Origin of the sequence: Photobacterium sp. MCCC 1A19761, from assembly GCF_037389125.1 — a bacterium.
In the GTDB taxonomy this organism is placed as follows: domain Bacteria; phylum Pseudomonadota; class Gammaproteobacteria; order Enterobacterales; family Vibrionaceae; genus Photobacterium.
Genome location: NZ_JAZGTF010000042.1, coordinates 1 through 18,125, shown reverse-complemented (window position 1 = coordinate 18,125; position 18,125 = coordinate 1). Strand labels below are relative to the sequence as shown.

General features: G+C 53.6%; 21 protein-coding genes. 20 read left to right on the top strand and 1 reads right to left on the bottom strand.

Going from position 1 to position 18,125, the window contains the following annotated elements; translation table 11 throughout:
* Nucleotides 1-124: 124 nt before the first annotated feature.
* The 5 genes from rpmH to mnmE all read left to right on the top strand — a co-directional run bounded on the left by rpmH (nucleotide 125) and on the right by mnmE (nucleotide 3,997).
* Nucleotides 125-259: a 50S ribosomal protein L34 gene (gene rpmH / locus VV869_RS22895; RefSeq protein ID WP_081669218.1), complete on the top strand. Its 135-nt coding sequence runs from the start codon at nucleotides 125-127 to the stop codon at nucleotides 257-259.
* Nucleotides 260-262: 3 nt separating this feature from the next.
* The gene (gene rnpA / locus VV869_RS22890; protein WP_443147362.1) at nucleotides 263-628 is read left to right on the top strand and encodes a ribonuclease P protein component; all 366 of its coding nucleotides are present in this window, start codon (nucleotides 263-265) and stop codon (nucleotides 626-628) included.
* Nucleotides 595-852, top strand: a complete 258-nt coding sequence (gene yidD, locus VV869_RS22885) for a membrane protein insertion efficiency factor YidD (RefSeq protein ID WP_261601346.1) — start codon at nucleotides 595-597, stop codon at nucleotides 850-852. Before rnpA ends, yidD begins: the two co-directional genes overlap by 34 nt.
* Before the next feature lie 2 nt (nucleotides 853-854).
* Entirely contained in the window at nucleotides 855-2,471 is a 1,617-nt protein-coding gene (yidC, locus tag VV869_RS22880; protein ID WP_337737255.1) for a membrane protein insertase YidC, read from the top strand.
* 158 nt (nucleotides 2,472-2,629) lie between these two features.
* Entirely contained in the window at nucleotides 2,630-3,997 is a 1,368-nt protein-coding gene (mnmE, locus tag VV869_RS22875; protein WP_337737277.1) for a tRNA uridine-5-carboxymethylaminomethyl(34) synthesis GTPase MnmE, read from the top strand.
* A 77-nt stretch (nucleotides 3,998-4,074) separates the two neighbouring features.
* On the opposite strand, the gene VV869_RS22870 is transcribed toward mnmE, so the two are convergent.
* The gene (locus tag VV869_RS22870; protein ID WP_337737254.1) at nucleotides 4,075-4,455 is read right to left on the bottom strand and encodes a hypothetical protein; all 381 of its coding nucleotides are present in this window, start codon (nucleotides 4,453-4,455) and stop codon (nucleotides 4,075-4,077) included.
* Between VV869_RS22870 and mioC the strand changes: the two genes are divergently transcribed.
* From mioC to glmU, 15 genes are all read left to right on the top strand, one after another.
* Nucleotides 4,454-4,900 carry an FMN-binding protein MioC gene (gene mioC / locus VV869_RS22865; RefSeq protein WP_337737253.1) on the top strand — a complete coding sequence of 149 codons (447 nt, stop codon included), beginning with the start codon at nucleotides 4,454-4,456 and terminating at the stop codon, nucleotides 4,898-4,900. The two genes, VV869_RS22870 and mioC, sit on opposite strands and share 2 nt — an antisense overlap.
* Before the next feature lie 427 nt (nucleotides 4,901-5,327).
* Nucleotides 5,328-7,217: a tRNA uridine-5-carboxymethylaminomethyl(34) synthesis enzyme MnmG gene (mnmG, locus tag VV869_RS22860; RefSeq protein WP_337737252.1), complete on the top strand. Its 1,890-nt coding sequence runs from the start codon at nucleotides 5,328-5,330 to the stop codon at nucleotides 7,215-7,217.
* 9 nt (nucleotides 7,218-7,226) lie between these two features.
* Nucleotides 7,227-7,847: a 16S rRNA (guanine(527)-N(7))-methyltransferase RsmG gene (rsmG, locus tag VV869_RS22855; RefSeq protein WP_337737251.1), complete on the top strand. Its 621-nt coding sequence runs from the start codon at nucleotides 7,227-7,229 to the stop codon at nucleotides 7,845-7,847.
* Nucleotides 7,848-7,862: 15 nt separating this feature from the next.
* Nucleotides 7,863-8,657, top strand: coding sequence for a ParA family protein (locus tag VV869_RS22850; RefSeq protein WP_337737250.1), 795 nt, complete (start codon nucleotides 7,863-7,865; stop codon nucleotides 8,655-8,657).
* A gap of 17 nt (nucleotides 8,658-8,674) precedes the next feature.
* Nucleotides 8,675-9,562, top strand: coding sequence for a ParB/RepB/Spo0J family partition protein (locus VV869_RS22845; protein ID WP_337737276.1), 888 nt, complete (start codon nucleotides 8,675-8,677; stop codon nucleotides 9,560-9,562).
* Nucleotides 9,563-9,740: 178 nt separating this feature from the next.
* The gene (locus VV869_RS22840) at nucleotides 9,741-10,130 is read left to right on the top strand and encodes a F0F1 ATP synthase subunit I (RefSeq protein ID WP_337737249.1); all 390 of its coding nucleotides are present in this window, start codon (nucleotides 9,741-9,743) and stop codon (nucleotides 10,128-10,130) included.
* 8 nt (nucleotides 10,131-10,138) lie between these two features.
* The gene (atpB, locus tag VV869_RS22835) at nucleotides 10,139-10,927 is read left to right on the top strand and encodes a F0F1 ATP synthase subunit A (protein WP_337737248.1); all 789 of its coding nucleotides are present in this window, start codon (nucleotides 10,139-10,141) and stop codon (nucleotides 10,925-10,927) included.
* 67 nt (nucleotides 10,928-10,994) lie between these two features.
* A complete protein-coding gene (gene atpE, locus VV869_RS22830) occupies nucleotides 10,995-11,252 on the top strand; it encodes a F0F1 ATP synthase subunit C (protein WP_005302247.1) in 258 nt (85 codons plus the stop codon).
* A gap of 47 nt (nucleotides 11,253-11,299) precedes the next feature.
* Nucleotides 11,300-11,770 (top strand): F0F1 ATP synthase subunit B, encoded by a 471-nt coding sequence (gene atpF, locus VV869_RS22825; protein WP_337737243.1) that lies wholly within the window; start codon nucleotides 11,300-11,302, stop codon nucleotides 11,768-11,770.
* A gap of 16 nt (nucleotides 11,771-11,786) precedes the next feature.
* Nucleotides 11,787-12,320 carry a F0F1 ATP synthase subunit delta gene (atpH, locus tag VV869_RS22820; RefSeq protein WP_337737242.1) on the top strand — a complete coding sequence of 178 codons (534 nt, stop codon included), beginning with the start codon at nucleotides 11,787-11,789 and terminating at the stop codon, nucleotides 12,318-12,320.
* A 16-nt stretch (nucleotides 12,321-12,336) separates the two neighbouring features.
* Nucleotides 12,337-13,878 (top strand): F0F1 ATP synthase subunit alpha, encoded by a 1,542-nt coding sequence (gene atpA / locus VV869_RS22815; protein ID WP_337737241.1) that lies wholly within the window; start codon nucleotides 12,337-12,339, stop codon nucleotides 13,876-13,878.
* 44 nt (nucleotides 13,879-13,922) lie between these two features.
* Nucleotides 13,923-14,789, top strand: coding sequence for a F0F1 ATP synthase subunit gamma (atpG, locus tag VV869_RS22810; RefSeq protein ID WP_337737240.1), 867 nt, complete (start codon nucleotides 13,923-13,925; stop codon nucleotides 14,787-14,789).
* A gap of 32 nt (nucleotides 14,790-14,821) precedes the next feature.
* Nucleotides 14,822-16,228, top strand: a complete 1,407-nt coding sequence (atpD, locus tag VV869_RS22805; RefSeq protein WP_337737239.1) for a F0F1 ATP synthase subunit beta — start codon at nucleotides 14,822-14,824, stop codon at nucleotides 16,226-16,228.
* A gap of 17 nt (nucleotides 16,229-16,245) precedes the next feature.
* Nucleotides 16,246-16,668 carry a F0F1 ATP synthase subunit epsilon gene (locus tag VV869_RS22800; protein ID WP_337737238.1) on the top strand — a complete coding sequence of 141 codons (423 nt, stop codon included), beginning with the start codon at nucleotides 16,246-16,248 and terminating at the stop codon, nucleotides 16,666-16,668.
* Between the two features lie 175 nt (nucleotides 16,669-16,843).
* Nucleotides 16,844-18,125, top strand: a 1,282-nt coding sequence (gene glmU, locus VV869_RS22795) for a bifunctional UDP-N-acetylglucosamine diphosphorylase/glucosamine-1-phosphate N-acetyltransferase GlmU (protein WP_337737237.1), incomplete at its 3' end; no start/stop codon positions are given.

Here is an 18,125-nt window from a genome sequence, read left to right as displayed (position 1 = left end):
ATCATTGACTATTTTCAGGCCAATGATTACAATTCCGCCTCTTTGTTTAGAGGTACCGATTGTTCGCAGTCGGAACTTGGAAACGAAAACTTAAAAACTGATCAGTTAATTTAAGGTAAAACCCATGAAACGCACTTTTCAACCTTCAGTTCTAAAGCGCAAGCGTACTCACGGCTTCCGTGCACGCATGGCTACTAAGAACGGCCGCGCTGTAATTAATGCACGTCGCGCCAAAGGCCGTAAGCGTCTGTCTAAGTAATCTTTGATTATTTTGACTAAGCACGCCTTCTCTCGGGAGTTACGTCTGTTAACTCCCGAACATTATAAAAATGTCTTCCAGCAAGCTCACCGCGCTGGCTCTCCACACTTAACCATTCTTGCTCGCCCTAACGGCCTTGACCATCCGCGTCTCGGTTTGGCTGTCCCGAAAAAACAGATCAAAACTGCCGTCGGCAGAAACCGCTTCAAACGTCTTGTCCGCGAAAGCTTTCGCTGCAAGCAAGCTGATCTGCCAGCCTGTGATTTTGTCGTTATTGCCAAGAAAAGTGCCCATGAGCTCAGCAACGAAGAGCTGCTTAAGTTGCTAGATAAGCTATGGCATCGCCTGTCTCGCCGCTCGCGTGGCTAGTCATTAGACTAGTCCGCTTTTACCAACTGGCTATCAGTCCTCTCATCGGACCGCGCTGCCGCTTTACCCCGACCTGTTCTCAATACGCACTTGAATCAATAAAAGCGCATGGAGCGTTAAAAGGGTGTTGGTTCGCGACGAAACGTCTATTAAGATGTCATCCTTTAACTGACGGGGGTTATGACCCCGTTCCGCCAACCAAGCATAACGACAGAGATAAGTAACGATGGATTCCCAACGCAATATTCTGTTAATTGCCCTACTCTTTGTTTCGTTCCTGCTGTACCAGCAGTGGACCATGGACAATGCCCCTCAACCACAAGGACAGGGTGTAGCGCAACAAGTCAACAACAGTGGTGATGTTCCCTCACATTCCGGTGATGGCCAGCCAATTACTGACCAAAACACATCCGATAATCTAATCACCATCAACACAGATGTACTGGCGCTGACTGTCGATACGCTTGGCGGTGACGTCATTGAAGCCAAACTGCTGGCCTATGACAACGAACTCGATTCCGCTGACCCGTTTGTGCTGCTGAAAAATGAAGCGGGCCATACCTTCAACGCTCAATCCGGCCTGATTGGTGCCAACGGGATTGACACCACAGCCGGCCGCGCCCAACTGAGCGTCAGCGCTGACAGCTTCACGCTGGCAGACGGCCAGGACGAGCTGCGTGTCCCGATGACCTACAGCAAAGACGGTATTGAGTACACCAAGACTTACATCCTGAAACGCGGCAGCTACGCAGTGGATGTGGCCTACACCATCAACAACCCGACAGACAATGCCGCGACCGTGCAGATGTACGCTCAGCTGAAGCAGAACCTGCTGGATGACGGTGGCAACCTGGCGATGCCGACTTATCGTGGCGGTGCCTACTCGGCGGATGACACCAAATACGAAAAGTACAGCTTCGACGATATGCAGGACAAGAACCTGAACCTGACCATCGCTGAGCAAGGCTGGGCCGCGATGATGCAGCACTACTTTGTGTCTGCCTGGATCCCGCGTACCAACGAAGCAACCAACCTGTACACCCGCACCGGTAACGGCCTGGGTTATATCGGTGTCCGGATGCCGGTGACTACCGTCGCCCCTGGCAGTGAGCAAACACTCACTGCGACCCTGTGGGTCGGTCCGAAACTTCAGGATCAGATGGAAGCGACTGCGCCGAACCTGAACCTGACCGTTGACTACGGTTGGCTGTGGTTCATCGCCAGCCCACTGCACAGCCTGCTGTCGTTCATTCAGGGCCTGGTCGTGAACTGGGGTGTGGCGATCATCATCCTGACCTTCATCGTTCGTGGTGCCATGTACCCGCTGACCAAAGCACAGTACACCTCCATGGCGAAAATGCGCATGCTGCAGCCAAAACTGCAAGCGATGCGTGAGCGCCTGGGCGATGACCGCCAGCGCATGAGCCAGGAAATGATGGAGCTGTACAAGAAAGAGAAGGTCAACCCACTGGGTGGCTGTCTGCCAATCTTGCTGCAGATGCCAATCTTCATCGCCCTGTACTGGTCCCTGATGGAGTCGGTTGAACTGCGTCACGCGCCGTTCTTCGCCTGGATCCATGACCTGTCAGCCCAGGACCCGTACTACGTCCTGCCGATCCTGATGGGTGTGACCATGTTCCTGATCCAGAAGATGAGCCCGACCACCATCACCGATCCGATGCAGCAGAAGATCATGACCTTCATGCCGGTGATGTTCACCTTCTTCTTCCTGTGGTTCCCGTCCGGTCTGGTGCTGTACTGGCTGGTGTCGAACGTGGTAACGCTGATCCAGCAAACGCTGATCTACCGTTCGCTGGAAAAACAAGGCCTGCATTCTAAGTAATGTCAGCCTCAAGCATTCAAAAGGCGGCCATCGGCCGCCTTTTTTGTTTCGCCACGCCCGGACCGGTTGCTAGCGCTGGGCATTCGCCACGAGTCTGATTACAATTGCAGCATAGACCCCCGCGATTTAGTCAGCGAATTACAAAGCAAGCTCACATGATGAACGAATATACGGACACCATTGTCGCGCAGGCCACCCCACCGGGGCGTGGCGGCGTCGGCATTATTCGCGTCTCCGGCCCCAAGGCCAAAGACGTCGCCCTGGCCGTCGCCGGCCGGGCCCTCAAACCCCGCTTCGCGGAATACCTGCCGTTTAAAAATGAAGACGGCAGCGCGCTGGATCAGGGCATTGCCCTGTTCTTCCAGGGTCCGAACTCCTTTACCGGAGAAGATGTGCTTGAGTTGCAAGGCCACGGCGGTCCGGTACTGATGGATATGATGATCCGCCGTATCCTGCAAATTGACGGCATTCGCGCCGCGCGACCGGGAGAGTTCTCCGAGCGTGCCTTTATGAACGACAAACTGGATCTGGCCCAGGCAGAAGCCATTGCCGATCTGATTGATGCCAGCTCCGAAGAAGCCGCGAAAAGTGCGTTCCAGTCGCTCCAGGGCGCTTTCTCGACCCGGGTCAACGCGCTGGTGGAAGCCCTGATCCATTTGCGTATCTACGTCGAAGCGGCCATCGACTTTCCGGAAGAAGAAATCGACTTTCTCTCGGACGGTAAAGTCAGCGGCGATCTGAACGACATCATCGCCCGGCTGGACGACGTGCGTCGTGAAGCCAACCAGGGCGCGATCATTCGCGAAGGGATGAAGGTGGTGATCGCCGGACGTCCGAATGCCGGTAAATCCAGCCTGCTCAACGCACTGTCCGGCAAGGACAGCGCAATTGTCACCGACATTGCCGGGACCACCCGGGACGTGCTGCGCGAGCACATCCATATTGATGGCATGCCGCTGCACATCATCGATACCGCCGGGTTGCGTGAAGCCTCGGACGAAGTCGAACGGATCGGAATTGAGCGGGCCTGGGAGGAAATCCGCCAGGCCGATCGGGTGCTGTTTATGGTCGACAGTACCACTACCGATGCCACGAATCCGGCCGACATCTGGCCGGACTTCGTCGAACGTCTGCCGGAAAATCTCGGCCTGACCGTGATCCGCAACAAAGTGGAGCTGACCGGTGAGCCAAGCGGCATCTGCAACGTTAACAACCCGCCGCTGATCCGCCTGTCTGCCCGTACCGGCGACGGCGTCGACAGCCTGCGTGAGCATCTGAAAGCCTGCATGGGCTTCCAGGGCACTACCGAGGGGGGCTTTATGGCCCGCCGCCGCCACCTCGAAGCCCTGGAGCGCGCAGCGAGCCATCTAGAGACCGGCCGTGACCAACTCGAAGGCTTCATGGCCGGCGAGATCCTGGCCGAAGAGCTGCGCCTGGCCCAGCAACACCTCAGCGAGATCACCGGGGAGTTCACCTCCGACGATCTGCTCGGCCGGATCTTTACCTCTTTCTGCATCGGGAAGTAATCCCCACAGCCGCCTGCCCCACAGGCGGCTGTTATCCCAGCTCTTGCGCCCCGCTCAGTCATACCGGTCTTCCCCTGTCACAGGGAATCTTCAAGCGCCCTCAGGAGCGCTACAGACGCTTCCAGCCCCGCAACCACATCTTCGCCAACTTGCGCCGCGCACGCAGCATCCGCCGGATTCAGGCTGGCATTGCCAGCCATCTCCCGCACAGGCAACACCGCAACCGGCCTTAGTATCCCCGTCGGATCCCCGCACCGGGATCCCGCCGCCGTATTCGCCGCGATCGCAGACAGGATCCGGCCAACATCCCCGAACGGGGATCCCTCAGCCCGCGCGATCCGGATCCCCTTGTGTATAACACTGTGGCTGAAAGCTGAAAAACCCCACAGATTCCCGCTTTTCTCCAGCGTCAAAGCCAGTACAATGCCTGTGAATAATTTATCCAGCGAGGGAACCATGAGCCATATCACCCTAATTACCGGCAGTACCTTGGGCGGCGCCGAATACGTTGCGGACCACCTGGCCGAGCTGCTTGAGCAAGACGGCCACAGCACGGACATCATCAACCAGGCTAACCTGGCCACGCTCAATACCGAGAGCATCTGGCTGGTGGTCTGCTCCACCCACGGGGCCGGCGAATATCCGGATAACTTCCAGCCCTTTGCCGAGCAACTCACGTCTGAACAGCCGGATTTGAGTCCGCTCCAATACGGGATCATCGGCCTGGGCGATCGCAGTTACGATACCTTTTGCGCGGCTGCTAAAAATATCGATCAGTTGCTGGGATCCCTGGGGGCAAACCGGCTGGGAGAGCGACTGGAAATTGATGTGTCCCAGGATCCGGTCCCGGAAGATCCGGCAGAAAGCTGGCTGGAAACCTGGAAAAACCACCTGGCCGGTTAAATAATCGACAAAAATAACACCCAAATTGAGTCTGAGATTTACTTTTTTCTGTGGATAACTATAGATCTAAACGGTGATCAACCCATAGTTATCCATTGAATAAGATCCAAGCCCCCCACCACTTGTTGATAACTCGTCTTTTTGATCCCAGCTAATCCTCGGGAAGATCCATGGCGCTCCACAGCAAATGATCCTCCCTAACACCATGATCATTAGGATCATTTCACGCTTATCCACACGATCCGGCGATCTATATAATAGATCCAACAAAAGATCTTTAAAAAAGATCTTATATATATTTAAGAACCGCTTTTCCCAGGATCAAATGATCATCACGAAAGATTCTCTCAGCCTCAGAAAAAGGATAGAATGATCCACCTTTGCTCGCAGATACGCGTTGGCGATTTTGAATACCTGAGGTAGTTTCATGTTTTACCAGGATAACTTTGATGTCATCGTCGTTGGTGGCGGCCATGCCGGTACCGAAGCCGCTTTGGCAGCTGCCCGAATGGGACAAAAAACCTTACTTTTAACGCATAACATCGATACGCTGGGGCAAATGTCATGCAACCCAGCCATTGGCGGGATCGGGAAAGGACACCTGGTTAAAGAAGTGGACGCCCTGGGAGGCCTGATGGCCCAGGCAATCGATAAGGGCGGGATCCAGTTTCGGACCCTCAACTCATCGAAAGGCCCGGCTGTTCGTGCCACCCGCGCTCAGGCGGATCGTGCCCTGTACAAGGCTGCCGTCCGTGAAAAACTGGAAAATCAGCCGAACCTGATGCTGTTCCAGCAGGCCGTGGATGATCTGATCGTCGAAAATGATCGCGCCGTTGGCGTTGTCACGGAAATGGGGCTGAAATTTCGCGGCAAGACCGTGGTGTTGACCGTCGGGACCTTTTTGGGCGGGAAGATCCATATTGGTCTGGATAACTACAGCGGCGGTCGCGCCGGGGATCCGCCGTCGATCGCCCTGGCCCGTCGTCTGCGTGAACTGCCGTTTCGCGTGGATCGCCTGAAAACCGGGACACCACCGCGTATTGACGCACGCACCGTTGATTTCAGCCAACTTGAAGCCCAGCACGGGGATAATCCGACGCCGGTGTTCTCTTTTATCGGCAAAGCTTCGGATCATCCGCGTCAGATCCCGTGTTTTATCACCCATACCAATGAGCAGACCCATGAGGTGATCCGCAACAATTTGGATCGCAGCCCGATGTATTCCGGGGTGATCGAGGGGATCGGTCCGCGTTACTGCCCGTCGATCGAAGACAAGGTGATGCGTTTTGCCGATAAAAACAGCCACCAGATCTTTATTGAGCCGGAAGGCCTGACCACACACGAGCTGTACCCGAACGGGATCTCCACCAGCCTGCCGTTTGATGTGCAAATGCAGATTGTTCGCTCGATGAAAGGCTTTGAAAATGCCGCCATCATGCGTCCGGGCTATGCCATCGAATACGATTTCTTCGACCCTCGCGATCTCAAGCAGACGTTTGAAACCAAATTTATTGCTGGCCTGTTCTTTGCCGGTCAGATTAACGGCACCACAGGTTACGAAGAAGCCGCGGCCCAGGGCCTGCTGGCCGGGATGAACGCTGCATTGCAAGCCCAGGACCGCGAAGGCTGGAGCCCGCGTCGCGACCAGGCCTACATGGGGGTGTTGATTGACGACCTGTCCACCATGGGCACCAAAGAGCCGTACCGGATGTTCACCTCCCGTGCCGAATACCGCCTGTTGCTGCGCGAAGACAATGCCGATCTGCGTCTGACCGAAATCGGCCGCGAGTTCGGTCTGGTCGATGATGAGCGTTGGGCGCGCTTTAACCAGAAAATGGAAAACATCGCGCAGGAGCGCCAGCGCCTGAAAGGGATCTGGATCACGCCGAACTCGGATCGGGTGGATCAAGTCAATGTGATCCTCAAAACGCCGATCGCCCGCGAAGCCAGCGGTGAAGATCTGCTGCGTCGTCCGGAAGTGGACTACAAGCAGTTGACGGATATCGAGATGTTCGGTCCGGCACATGAAGACGCACAGGCTGCAGAGCAGGTGGAAATCCAGGTCAAATACCAGGGCTATATCGACCGCCAGAAAGAGGAAGTGGAAAAATCTCTGCGCCATGAGAAAACCAAGCTGCCGCTGGATCTGGACTACAGCCTGGTGAAAGGACTCTCCAATGAGGTGATCAGCAAACTCAATGATGCCAAGCCGGAAACCATCGGCATGGCCTCGCGGATCTCCGGTATTACCCCGGCGGCGATTTCACTGCTGCTGGTGTATCTGAAAAAACAAGGCATGCTGAAAAAAGGCGAATAGGAGTCCGTAGTGAAACAGCGTTTGGCACAACTGATTGCCCAGACTGATCTCCAGGTCACAGATCGACAACTGGACCAACTGGTGGGGTATGTAGCCCTGCTGCATAAATGGAATAAAGCGTATAATCTGACCTCGGTCCGCGATCCTCATGAGATGTTAGTGAAACATATCATGGATAGTATTGTGGTCAGCCCGCACCTGGTCGGCGAGCGCTTTATTGATGTCGGTACCGGCCCGGGGCTGCCCGGGATCCCGCTGGCCATCATGAACCCGGACAAAGACTTTACCCTGCTCGACAGCCTGGGCAAGCGGATCCGGTTTATCCGTCAGGTGCTCCATGAATTGGAGATCGCCAATGTGACGCCGGTCCAAAGCCGGGTCGAAGAATTCCAGCCTGAGCAAGGCTTTGATGCAGTATTGAGCCGGGCATTTGCGTCCATGAGCGATATGGTGTCCTGGTGTCACCACTTGCCGGCCGCGCACGGCTGTTTTATAGCCCTCAAGGGGCAGTTTAATCAACAAGAGGTGACAGACCTACCTGAGTGGTGTTCTGTGACTGAAGTCAAATCTTTGCAAGTTCCGGAGCTGGAAGGCGAACGCCATCTAGTAATCTTGACAGCAAAGGACTAAGGATGAGGATTTTTCGTGGGAAGAGTCATAGCTGTAGCCAATCAGAAGGGAGGTGTGGGTAAAACCACCACTTGCGTTAATATTGCGGCATCACTGGCGGCGACGCAACGTAAAGTACTGGTCATCGATCTCGATCCGCAGGGAAATGCCACCATGGCCAGCGGTGTCGATAAGTATCAGGTCGATGCAACAGCCTATGACCTTCTGGTCGAAGAAACCCCATTTGAACAGGTCGTCTGTACGGACACCACCGGCGGTTATCATCTGATAGCCGCCAATGGTGATGTGACGGCCGCTGAAATCAAACTGATGGAAGTGTTTGCCCGCGAAGTACGCCTGCGTAATGCTTTAGAGGGAGTTCGTGGTAACTATGATTTCATCTTTATCGATTGTCCCCCCGCTTTGAACCTTCTTACAATCAATGCGATGGCAGCTGCCGATTCCGTGCTGGTCCCGATGCAGTGTGAGTATTTCGCGCTGGAAGGGCTGACCGCCCTGATGGATACCATCAGCAAGCTGACTGCGGTGGTCAACAGTGATCTGAAAATCGAAGGTTTGCTGCGGACCATGTATGATCCGCGCAACCGTCTGGCCACTGAAGTCTCCGAGCAGATCAAGAAACACTTTGGTGAGAAAGTCTACCGCACCGTGATCCCGCGTAATGTCCGGCTGGCCGAAGCGCCGAGCCATGGCCGACCGGCCATGTACTATGACAAGTATTCCAGCGGTGCCAAGGCCTATCTGGCCCTGGCCGGCGAAATGATTCGCCGCGATGAAACCGAGCGCCGGGCCGGTGCGGTGGATGCATAAAGGGTTAAGACATGAACATGAGTAGACGGGGCCTGGGAAAAGGTCTGGACGCGTTGCTGGCAACCAGCTCAGTCGCCCAGGCCAAGCAGCAGCGAGCCGAGCAGGCGCAGACCCTCGCGGCCGATGGTCGGTTACTGGAGCTGGCCGTTAGCCAGTTGCAGCCGGGACAGTTCCAGCCGCGAAAAGAGATGGCGGAAGAGGCGCTGGCCGAGCTGGCGGATTCCATTCGTGCACAAGGGGTGATCCAGCCGATTGTGGTACGGGAAATTGCGCCGCAGCAATTTGAAATCGTGGCCGGCGAACGACGTTGGCGGGCTGCCCGTCAAGCCGGGCTTCAGAAAGTCCCTTGTATTGTTAAGGTCATTGATGACCGGGCAACCGTGGCGGTGGCACTGATTGAGAATATCCAGCGTGAAGATCTCAATGCCATTGAAGAAGCCCAGGCGCTGGCGCGGTTACTGGATGAGTTTTCCCTGACGCACCAGCAGGTGGCCGAAGCGGTGGGTAAATCCCGGACCACGGTGTCCAATCTGCTGCGGTTGAATCAACTGGCTGAGCCGGTGAAGCGTATGGTCGAGCAGCATCAGCTGGAAATGGGCCATGGCCGCGCCCTGCTGGCGCTGGCACCGGAGCAGCAGCTGGAAGCGGCGCAACTGGTTGTAGCTAAGATGTTAACCGTGCGTGAAACGGAAAAATTGGTCAAACGGTTGCAGCAGCCGGCAGCAACTCCGGCAACGCCACCTGCGGATCCCAAACTGCAGGCGGCAGAAAATCACCTGAGTGAACACTTCGGCACCCAGGTCGCCATTAACAGGCAGAAAAACGGGAAAGGAAAAATCACTTTCAGTTTTGATGAATCCCACAAATTAGAGCAATTTATTGCAATGTTTGGTCACGAAATGTGACGTAAAACGTAGTGATAATGTTGCAAAAATTACCACGGCGTGATCAGGTTATTGTGTTGTAAAATCTAACACTTTTTTTTGCTGTGATTAGATTGCATTCAGCTTGATGAGCCGTATAATTTTCGCAGTTTTCCCGGCACGACGTATGTGCAGTGGAACGGACTCGAGGAATGAATACATGGTATCGGCGCTGGTGAGACCGGGACGCCAACTGGCGAAACGGTTGTTGTTGTTACAATCTGGCGTCGTATTGACAACGGCAATTATGGCAGTGTTTGCTGTCAGCGTTGACTGGGGAATCTCCGCACTAATCGGTGGTGGCATCTTTGTGATTGCCAATGCCGTCTTTGCGACCTGTGCGTTTTTGTTTAGCGGTGCCCGCAAGGCACGGCTGATCATGGCGTCCATTTACGGTGGCGAAGTGCTCAAAATTCTCATCACAGTTATCTTGTTTGCGGTTGTTTACCTGTATGTCGAGGTGGAACTTGTTCCCCTCAAACTAACCTATTTGCTGGCTCTCGGTATTAATATCTTTGGGCCGGTTTTATTCATTAACAACAACAAATAGGATGAGTTATGGCTGCGCCAGGTGAAGCGCTTACGCCGTCGGGCTACATTACCCACCACCTGACCAATCTGGCAGTGGGTGATGGCAGTTTCTGGACGGTTCACATAGATAGCCTTGTATTCTCTGTCCTGACCGGGGTGGCCTTTTTATGGCTGTTTCGTTCAGTAGCGAAGAAGGCAACGTCGGGAGTTCCAGGCAAGCTACAGTGTCTTGTGGAAATCTTGGTAGAGTTCGTTGACACCAACGTCAAAGATACTTTCCATGGCCGCAACCCGCTGATTGCTCCGCTGGCTCTGACCATCTTCTGTTGGATATTCCTGATGAATACGATGGACCTTGTGCCTATCGATTTCCTCCCGTATCCGGCAGAGCATTGGTTAGGTATTCCTTATCTTAAGGTTGTACCAACTGCTGATGTCAACATCACCATGGCAATGGCACTGGGTGTGTTCGCATTGATGATCTACTACAGCATCAAAGTGAAAGGCCTGGGTGGCTTTGTCAAAGAACTGGCACTTCACCCGTTCAATCATCCGGTCATGATCCCGTTCAACCTGCTTCTTGAAGTTGTATCGCTGCTAGCGAAGCCGATTTCACTGGGTATGCGTCTGTTCGGTAACATGTTTGCCGGTGAGGTGGTGTTTATCCTTATCGCGGCACTGATGCCGTGGTGGGCACAATGGCTGGGCTCGCTCCCGTGGGCTATTTTCCACATCCTGGTCATTACAATTCAATCATTCGTGTTTATGATGTTGACTATTGTGTACCTGTCTCAGGCGCATGAAGACAATCATTAACGATTTTTTGTAAATTATTCAATTTTTTACTGGCACTTTAGCCGACAACTATAAACTGGAGATAGTGATGGAAACTTTACTAAGCTTTTCTGCAATTGCCGTGGGCATCATTGTAGGTCTTGCTGCACTGGGTACTGCGATTGGCTTCGCACTGCTGGGCGGTAAATTCCTTGAAGGCGCAGCGCGTCAACCTGAAATGGCTCCAATGCTGCAAGTTAAGATGTTCATCATTGCAGGTCTGCTTGATGCGGTTCCAATGATCGGTATCGTTATTGCTCTACTATTCACATTCGCGAACCCATTCGTTGGCCAACTAGCTGGCTAATTAATAACGAACGGACCCATAGCAACCCTTTTTAAGGAGATGCCGTTGTGAATATGAATGCAACTTTGCTGGGTCAGGCTATCGCGTTCTTCCTGTTCGTCGTGTTCTGCATGAAATATGTATGGCCACCGATCATGGAAGCGATTGAAGAGCGTCAGAAAAAAATTGCTGACGGTTTGGCAGCCGCTGACAGGGCTGCCAAAGATCTGAACCTGGCGCAAGCGAATGCTTCTGAACAACTAAAAGAAGCAAAACAAACTGCAACTAACATTGTTGAGCAAGCGAACAAACGCAAAGCTCAAATCATCGAAGAGGCCAAGGCGGAAGCCCAAGCCGAGCGTGAAAAAATTCTGGCACAAGGTCTTGCTGAGATCGAAGCCGAACGTAACCGCGCTCGTGATGATCTACGCAAGCAAGTTGCGACTCTGGCTGTGATTGGTGCTGAGAAAATCATCGAGCGTTCCATCGACAAAGATGCGCACGCTGATCTTCTTAACAAAGTCACTGCACAACTGTAATTAAAGGGGCAAGCACATGTCTGATTTGACTACTATCGCACGCCCCTACGCTAAAGCAGCCTTTGATTTTGCGGTTGAGAAAGGTGAGCTGGCCCAATGGGCTGAGATGCTCACCTTTGCTGCCGAAGTCGCCCACAATGACACCATCCGCGATATTTTGGATAGTGGCTATGCGGCTGACAAGCTGACTGAGATCTTCATTTCAGTCTGCGGCGAGCAACTCAACGAGTTCGGTCAGAACCTGATCAAGGTGATGGCTGAAAACGGACGCCTGAAAGCGCTCCCTGATGTCTGCGACGAGTTCCTGTTCCTGAAAAACGAACACGAAAAGACGATCGATGCCGAAGTAACTTCTGCAGTTACTCTGGACGAGAGTCAACTTGCCGCGATCAGAGAGAAATTAGAAGCGCGTCTGGAGCGTAAGGTTAAGCTGAATTGCAGTGTAGACGAGGCCCTGATTGCCGGGGTTGTTATTAGAGCTGGAGACTTGGTCATCGATAACTCTGTGCGCGGCAAACTAGCCCGCCTGAGCGATGCTTTGCAGTCTTGATTTGGGGAATTGGAGCATGCAACTTAATTCCACGGAAATTAGCGCACTGATCAAGCAGCGTATTGAAAAATTCAACGTTGCCAGTGAAGCGCGTAACGAAGGTACCATCGTCTCGGTAAGCGACGGTATCGTTCGTATCCATGGCCTTGCAGACGTAATGCAAGGTGAAATGATTGAATTACCAGGTGGCCGTTTTGCACTGGCACTGAACCTTGAGCGTGACTCGGTTGGTGCGGTTGTCATGGGCCCATATGCTGACCTTCAGGAAGGCATGAAAGTTACAGGGACTGGTCGTATCCTTGAGGTACCAGTTGGTCCTGCACTGCTTGGCCGTGTCGTCAACACGCTGGGTGAGCCAATTGACGGTAAAGGTCCAATTGAAACTGAGACATTCTCTCCAGTTGAAGTGATTGCACCAGGCGTAATCGACCGTAAATCGGTTGATCAGCCAGTCCAGACCGGCTACAAAGCGGTTGACTCAATGATCCCAATCGGCCGTGGCCAGCGTGAGCTGATCATCGGTGACCGTCAGATCGGTAAAACGGCACTGGCAATCGATGCGATCATCAACCAGAAGAACTCTGGTATCTACTCTGTATACGTGGCTATCGGCCAGAAAGCGTCGACGATTGCCAACGTTGTGCGCAAGCTGGAAGAGCACGGTGCACTGGAAAACACCATCGTTGTTGTTGCATCTGCTTCTGAAGCGGCTGCGCTGCAATACCTGGCGCCATACTCTGGCTGTGCCATGGGTGAATACTTCCGTGACCGCGGCGAAGATGCCCTGATCGTTTACGATGACCTGTCTAAGCAGGCTGTTGCTTACCGTCAGATCTCTCTGCTGCTACGCCGTCCACCAGGCCGTGAAGCCTTCCCAGGTGACGTTTTCTACCTCCACTCTCGTCTGCTAGAGCGTGCTGCGCGTGTTAACGAACACTACGTAGAAAAATTCACCAATGGTGAAGTGAAAGGCCGCACCGGTTCTTTGACGGCTCTGCCAATCATCGAAACGCAAGCGGGTGACGTGTCGGCATTCGTACCGACCAACGTTATCTCGATCACTGATGGTCAGATCTTCCTGCAAACAGAACTGTTCAACGCCGGTATCCGTCCAGCGGTTGACCCAGGTATCTCTGTATCGCGTGTCGGTGGTGCTGCCCAGACCAAGGTTATCAAGAAACTGTCTGGTGGTATCCGTACTGCCCTGGCACAGTACCGTGAGCTGGCAGCATTTGCTCAGTTCTCGTCTGATCTTGATGACGCAACGAAGAAGCAGCTGAACCACGGTCAGAAAGTGACCGAGCTGATGAAGCAGAAGCAGTACGCGCCAATGTCTGTGTTTGAGCAGGCGGTGGTGATCTTTGCTGCGGAAAAAGGCTACCTGAACGATGTTGAGCTGGACAAGCTGGCAGACTTCGAAGCCGCGTTGCTTTCTTATGCCAAAGCTCAATACGCTGAGTTGGTATCTCAGGTTGATGAAACGGGTGCGTGGAACGACGAAATCGAAGCTCAGTTTGTAAAACTGGTTGAAGATTTCAAAGCGACCCAGACTTGGTAATTGGTTGGTGATCGCTTGCGATCACCTACTAACGGAGAGTAACGATGGCCGGCGCAAAAGAGATTCGTAACAAGATCGGTAGTGTGAAAAACACTCAGAAGATCACCAAAGCGATGGAGATGGTTGCTGCATCTAAAATGCGTAAAACGCAGGATGCCATGGAATCATCACGTCCATACGCACAAACTATGCGCAAAGTGATCGGTCATATCGCCCTTGGTAGCCTCGAGTATAAGCACCCTTATCTTGAGGAGCGTGAAGCCAAGCGCGTTGGTTACATCATTGTTTCAACTGACCGCGGTCTGTGTGGCGGCCTGAACATTAACTTGTTCAAGCAAGCCCTGACAGACATCAAAGGCTGGTCAGACAAAGGTGTTGAGGTGGATCTGGCCCTGGTTGGGGCAAAAGCCACAGCATTCTTTAACAGCTATGGCGGTAATGTCCAAGCGCAGGTCTCTGGCCTGGGTGACAAACCATCAGTGGATGAGCTGATTGGTACCGTCGGCGTGATGCTGAAGAAATATGATGAAGGCCAATTGGATCGCTTGTACCTGGTTTACAACAAGTTTGTAAATACCATGGTGCAGCAACCAGTGATTGATCAATTGCTGCCTTTGCCTAAGTCGGAAGACGAAGAAATGCAGCGCAGCCATGCTTGGGACTATATCTATGAGCCTGAGCCGAAAGCCCTGCTGGATACCCTGCTGGTTCGCTATGCCGAATCTCAGGTCTATCAGGGTGTGGTCGAGAACCTGGCCTGTGAACAGGCCGCTCGAATGGTTGCGATGAAAGCAGCAACAGATAATGCAGGTAACCTGATTGACGAACTGCAACTTGTGTATAACAAAGCCCGTCAGGCGGCGATTACACAAGAGCTGTCGGAAATCGTATCTGGTGCCTCCGCTGTTTAAGGCAAAGAATTTTTAAGTTTAGAGGATTAACGATGGCTACAGGTAAGATCGTACAGATCATCGGTGCGGTAGTCGACGTAGAGTTCCCACAGGACTCTGTACCGCAGGTATACGACGCCCTGCACGTTGATGCAAAAGAAAACGGTACGCTGGTACTGGAAGTTCAGCAGCAGCTAGGTGGTGGTGTAGTACGTGGTATCGCAATGGGTAGTTCTGACGGCCTGCGCCGTGGTCTGTCTGTTGCAAACACAGGCCGCCCAATTGAAGTACCAGTTGGTAATGCCACTCTGGGACGTATCATGAACGTTCTGGGTCAACCAATTGATGAGTGTGGCGAGATCGGTGAAGAAGAGCGTTACGCGATTCACCGTACAGCGCCAAGCTACGAAGAGCAGTCCAACGTGACTGAACTGCTGGAAACAGGTGTGAAGGTTATCGACCTGATTTGTCCATTCGCCAAGGGTGGTAAAATCGGCCTGTTCGGTGGTGCGGGTGTAGGTAAGACCGTTAACATGATGGAGCTTATCAACAACATCGCCCTGAAACACTCCGGTCTGTCTGTATTTGCCGGTGTTGGTGAGCGTACCCGTGAAGGTAACGACTTCTACTACGAGATGCAGGAAGCCGGCGTTGTTAACGTTGAGAACCCAGCTGAATCGAAAGTAGCCATGGTTTACGGCCAGATGAACGAGCCACCAGGTAACCGTCTGCGTGTTGCCCTGACGGGTCTGACAATGGCTGAGAAATTCCGTGACGAAGGCCGTGACGTTCTGCTGTTCATCGATAACATCTACCGTTATACCCTGGCCGGTACTGAAGTATCAGCACTGCTGGGCCGTATGCCATCTGCGGTAGGTTACCAGCCAACACTGGCTGAAGAGATGGGTGTGCTGCAGGAGCGTATCACGTCAACCAAGACCGGTTCGATCACATCTGTTCAGGCGGTATACGTCCCTGCGGATGACTTGACTGACCCGTCTCCGGCGACCACGTTTGCCCACTTGGATGCAACCGTTGTACTGTCTCGTCAAATCGCGTCTCTGGGTCTGTACCCGGCGATCGACCCACTGGATTCAACATCTCGTATGCTGGACCCGCTGGTTGTTGGCCAAGAGCACTACGACATTGCGCGTGGCGTTCAGAGCACCCTGCAGCGCTATAAAGAGCTGAAAGACATCATTGCGATTCTGGGTATGGATGAGCTGTCTGAAGAAGACAAGCAAGTTGTATCCCGTGCACGTAAGATTGAGCGTTTCCTGACTCAGCCTTACCACGTTGCTGAAGTCTTCACGGGCGACCCGGGTATCTATGTAGCGCTGAAAGATACGCTGCGTAGCTTCAAGGGGCTTCTGGCGGGCGAATACGATGACATCCCAGAGCAGGCATTCATGTACTGCGGCGCGATCGAAGACGTATTGGAAAACGCGAAGAAGCTTTAAGCTAAGTAGGAGGCGACATGGCAGCGATAACCTTCCATCTGGATGTAGTAAGTGCAGAGAAAAAGCTGTTCTCAGGCCGCGCTGAAAACATCCAGGTGACCGGTAGCGAAGGTGAACTGGGTATTCACGCAGGACACACACCGCTGCTGACCGCGATTACGCCTGGCATGGTTCGAATCGTCAAACAGCATGGCCACGAAGAGGTGATCTACCTTTCCGGTGGGATGCTGGAAGTCCAGCCGGGGACGGTCACCGTTCTGGCTGACACCGCGATCCGTGGTGAAGATTTGGATACGGCTAAGGCGCAAGAAGCGAAACGTCAAGCTGAGGAGCGTATCCACAATCAGCATGGCGATATCGACTTTGCTCAAGCGGCCAGTGATCTGGCGAAAGCGATTGCTCAGCTGCGTGTGATCGAGCTGACGAAAAAAGCGCGTTAATCAGGTGCATACCTGACAAAAAGCGACCCTCGGGTCGCTTTTTTTATACCTGTCAGTTATCAAAGCGCTGGGAGCAGGTAGCAAATTAAAGCTTTTTTCCTTAACCCGCCCCCTGGAAGCCGATACAATGCCTCCAGCGAACCCTAAATTATGCATCAAGAAGGATAGAATCATCATGAGCTTCAGTGCTGTGATCCTGGCCGCGGGCAAAGGAACCCGCATGTACTCAAATTTACCGAAGGTCTTGCATACGCTGGCCGGCAAACCCATGGTCAAGCATGTCATTGATACCTGCGACGGTGTCGGGGCGAAGCACATTCACCTGGTCTACGGCCACGGTGGCGATCTGATGAAAGCGGCACTGGCGGACGAGTCGGTGAACTGGGTACTACAGGCAGAGCAACTGGGGACCGGCCATGCGGTGAACCAGGCGTGTCCGGATCTGGCTGATGATGAAAAAGTGCTGATCCTCTATGGCGATGTGCCGCTGATCAGCAGCGAAACCCTGGAGAACCTGCTGGATGCCCAGCCGGATGGCGGCATTGCCCTGCTGACGGTGGTGTTGGACGACCCGACGGGATATGGCCGGATTGTGCGCCGCAATGGCCCGGTGGTGGCGATTGTCGAGCAAAAGGATGCGACCGAAGAGCAGAAGCTGATCAAAGAGATCAACACCGGCGTGATGGTGGCCAATGGCCATGATTTGAAACGCTGGCTGGCGGCGCTGAAGAATGACAATGCCCAGGGCGAGTATTACCTGACCGACATTATTGAAATTGCCCATGATGAAGGCCGGGCGGTGGAAGCCGTGCACCCGGTGAAGGCGATTGAAGTCGAAGGGGTGAACAACCGGGTGCAGCTGGCCAAACTGGAGCGTGCTTATCAGGCGATGCAGGCGGAGCGTCTGCTGGAGCAAGGCGTGATGCTGCGTGATCCGGCCCGATTTGACCTGCGCGGTGAGCTGCAGTGTGGCACCGATGTCGAAATTGACGTCAACGTGATCATTGAAGGCAGTGTCTCGCTCGGCAACAATGTCGTCATTGGTGCAGGCTCGGTGCTGAAAGATTGCGAAATTGATGATAACACCGTGGTGCGCCCTTACAGCATTATTGAAGGCGCGACGGTTGGCGAAGACTGTACTGTGGGGCCGTTTACCCGCCTGCGTCCGGGAGCGGAGCTGGTGGGCGACTCGCACGTCGGCAATTTCGTGGAAATGAAGAAAGCGCGTCTGGGCAAAGGCTCGAAGGCCAATCACCTGACCTACCTGGGGGATGCCGAGATTGGCGACCGGGTGAACATCGGTGCGGGGACCATTACCTGTAACTACGACGGCGCCAACAAGTTTAAAACTGAAATTGCCGATGATGTGTTTATCGGCTCCGATACGCAGCTGATTGCGCCGGTTAAGATTGCCAAAGGGGCAACTGTGGGCGCCGGTGCGACCATCAACCGAGATA

Bases quoted from the DNA above. Each gene is read 5' to 3' on its own strand.
- VV869_RS22870 (WP_337737254.1), bottom strand. From the start codon at position 4,455: ATGGTTCCCTCGCTGGATAAATTATTCACAGGCATTGTACTGGCTTTG.
- atpB (WP_337737248.1), top strand. From the start codon at position 10,139: ATGGCTGCGCCAGGTGAAGCGCTTACGCCGTCGGGCTACATTACCCAC.
- atpA (WP_337737241.1), top strand. From the start codon at position 12,337: ATGCAACTTAATTCCACGGAAATTAGCGCACTGATCAAGCAGCGTATT.
- atpG (WP_337737240.1), top strand. From the start codon at position 13,923: ATGGCCGGCGCAAAAGAGATTCGTAACAAGATCGGTAGTGTGAAAAAC.
- VV869_RS22845 (WP_337737276.1), top strand. From the start codon at position 8,675: ATGAGTAGACGGGGCCTGGGAAAAGGTCTGGACGCGTTGCTGGCAACC.
- yidD (WP_261601346.1), top strand. From the start codon at position 595: ATGGCATCGCCTGTCTCGCCGCTCGCGTGGCTAGTCATTAGACTAGTC.
- mnmG (WP_337737252.1), top strand. From the start codon at position 5,328: ATGTTTTACCAGGATAACTTTGATGTCATCGTCGTTGGTGGCGGCCAT.
- yidC (WP_337737255.1), top strand. From the start codon at position 855: ATGGATTCCCAACGCAATATTCTGTTAATTGCCCTACTCTTTGTTTCG.
- mioC (WP_337737253.1), top strand. From the start codon at position 4,454: ATGAGCCATATCACCCTAATTACCGGCAGTACCTTGGGCGGCGCCGAA.
- VV869_RS22840 (WP_337737249.1), top strand. From the start codon at position 9,741: ATGGTATCGGCGCTGGTGAGACCGGGACGCCAACTGGCGAAACGGTTG.
- rpmH (WP_081669218.1), top strand. From the start codon at position 125: ATGAAACGCACTTTTCAACCTTCAGTTCTAAAGCGCAAGCGTACTCAC.
- mnmE (WP_337737277.1), top strand. From the start codon at position 2,630: ATGAACGAATATACGGACACCATTGTCGCGCAGGCCACCCCACCGGGG.
- atpD (WP_337737239.1), top strand. From the start codon at position 14,822: ATGGCTACAGGTAAGATCGTACAGATCATCGGTGCGGTAGTCGACGTA.
- VV869_RS22800 (WP_337737238.1), top strand. From the start codon at position 16,246: ATGGCAGCGATAACCTTCCATCTGGATGTAGTAAGTGCAGAGAAAAAG.
- atpH (WP_337737242.1), top strand. From the start codon at position 11,787: ATGTCTGATTTGACTACTATCGCACGCCCCTACGCTAAAGCAGCCTTT.
- atpE (WP_005302247.1), top strand. From the start codon at position 10,995: ATGGAAACTTTACTAAGCTTTTCTGCAATTGCCGTGGGCATCATTGTA.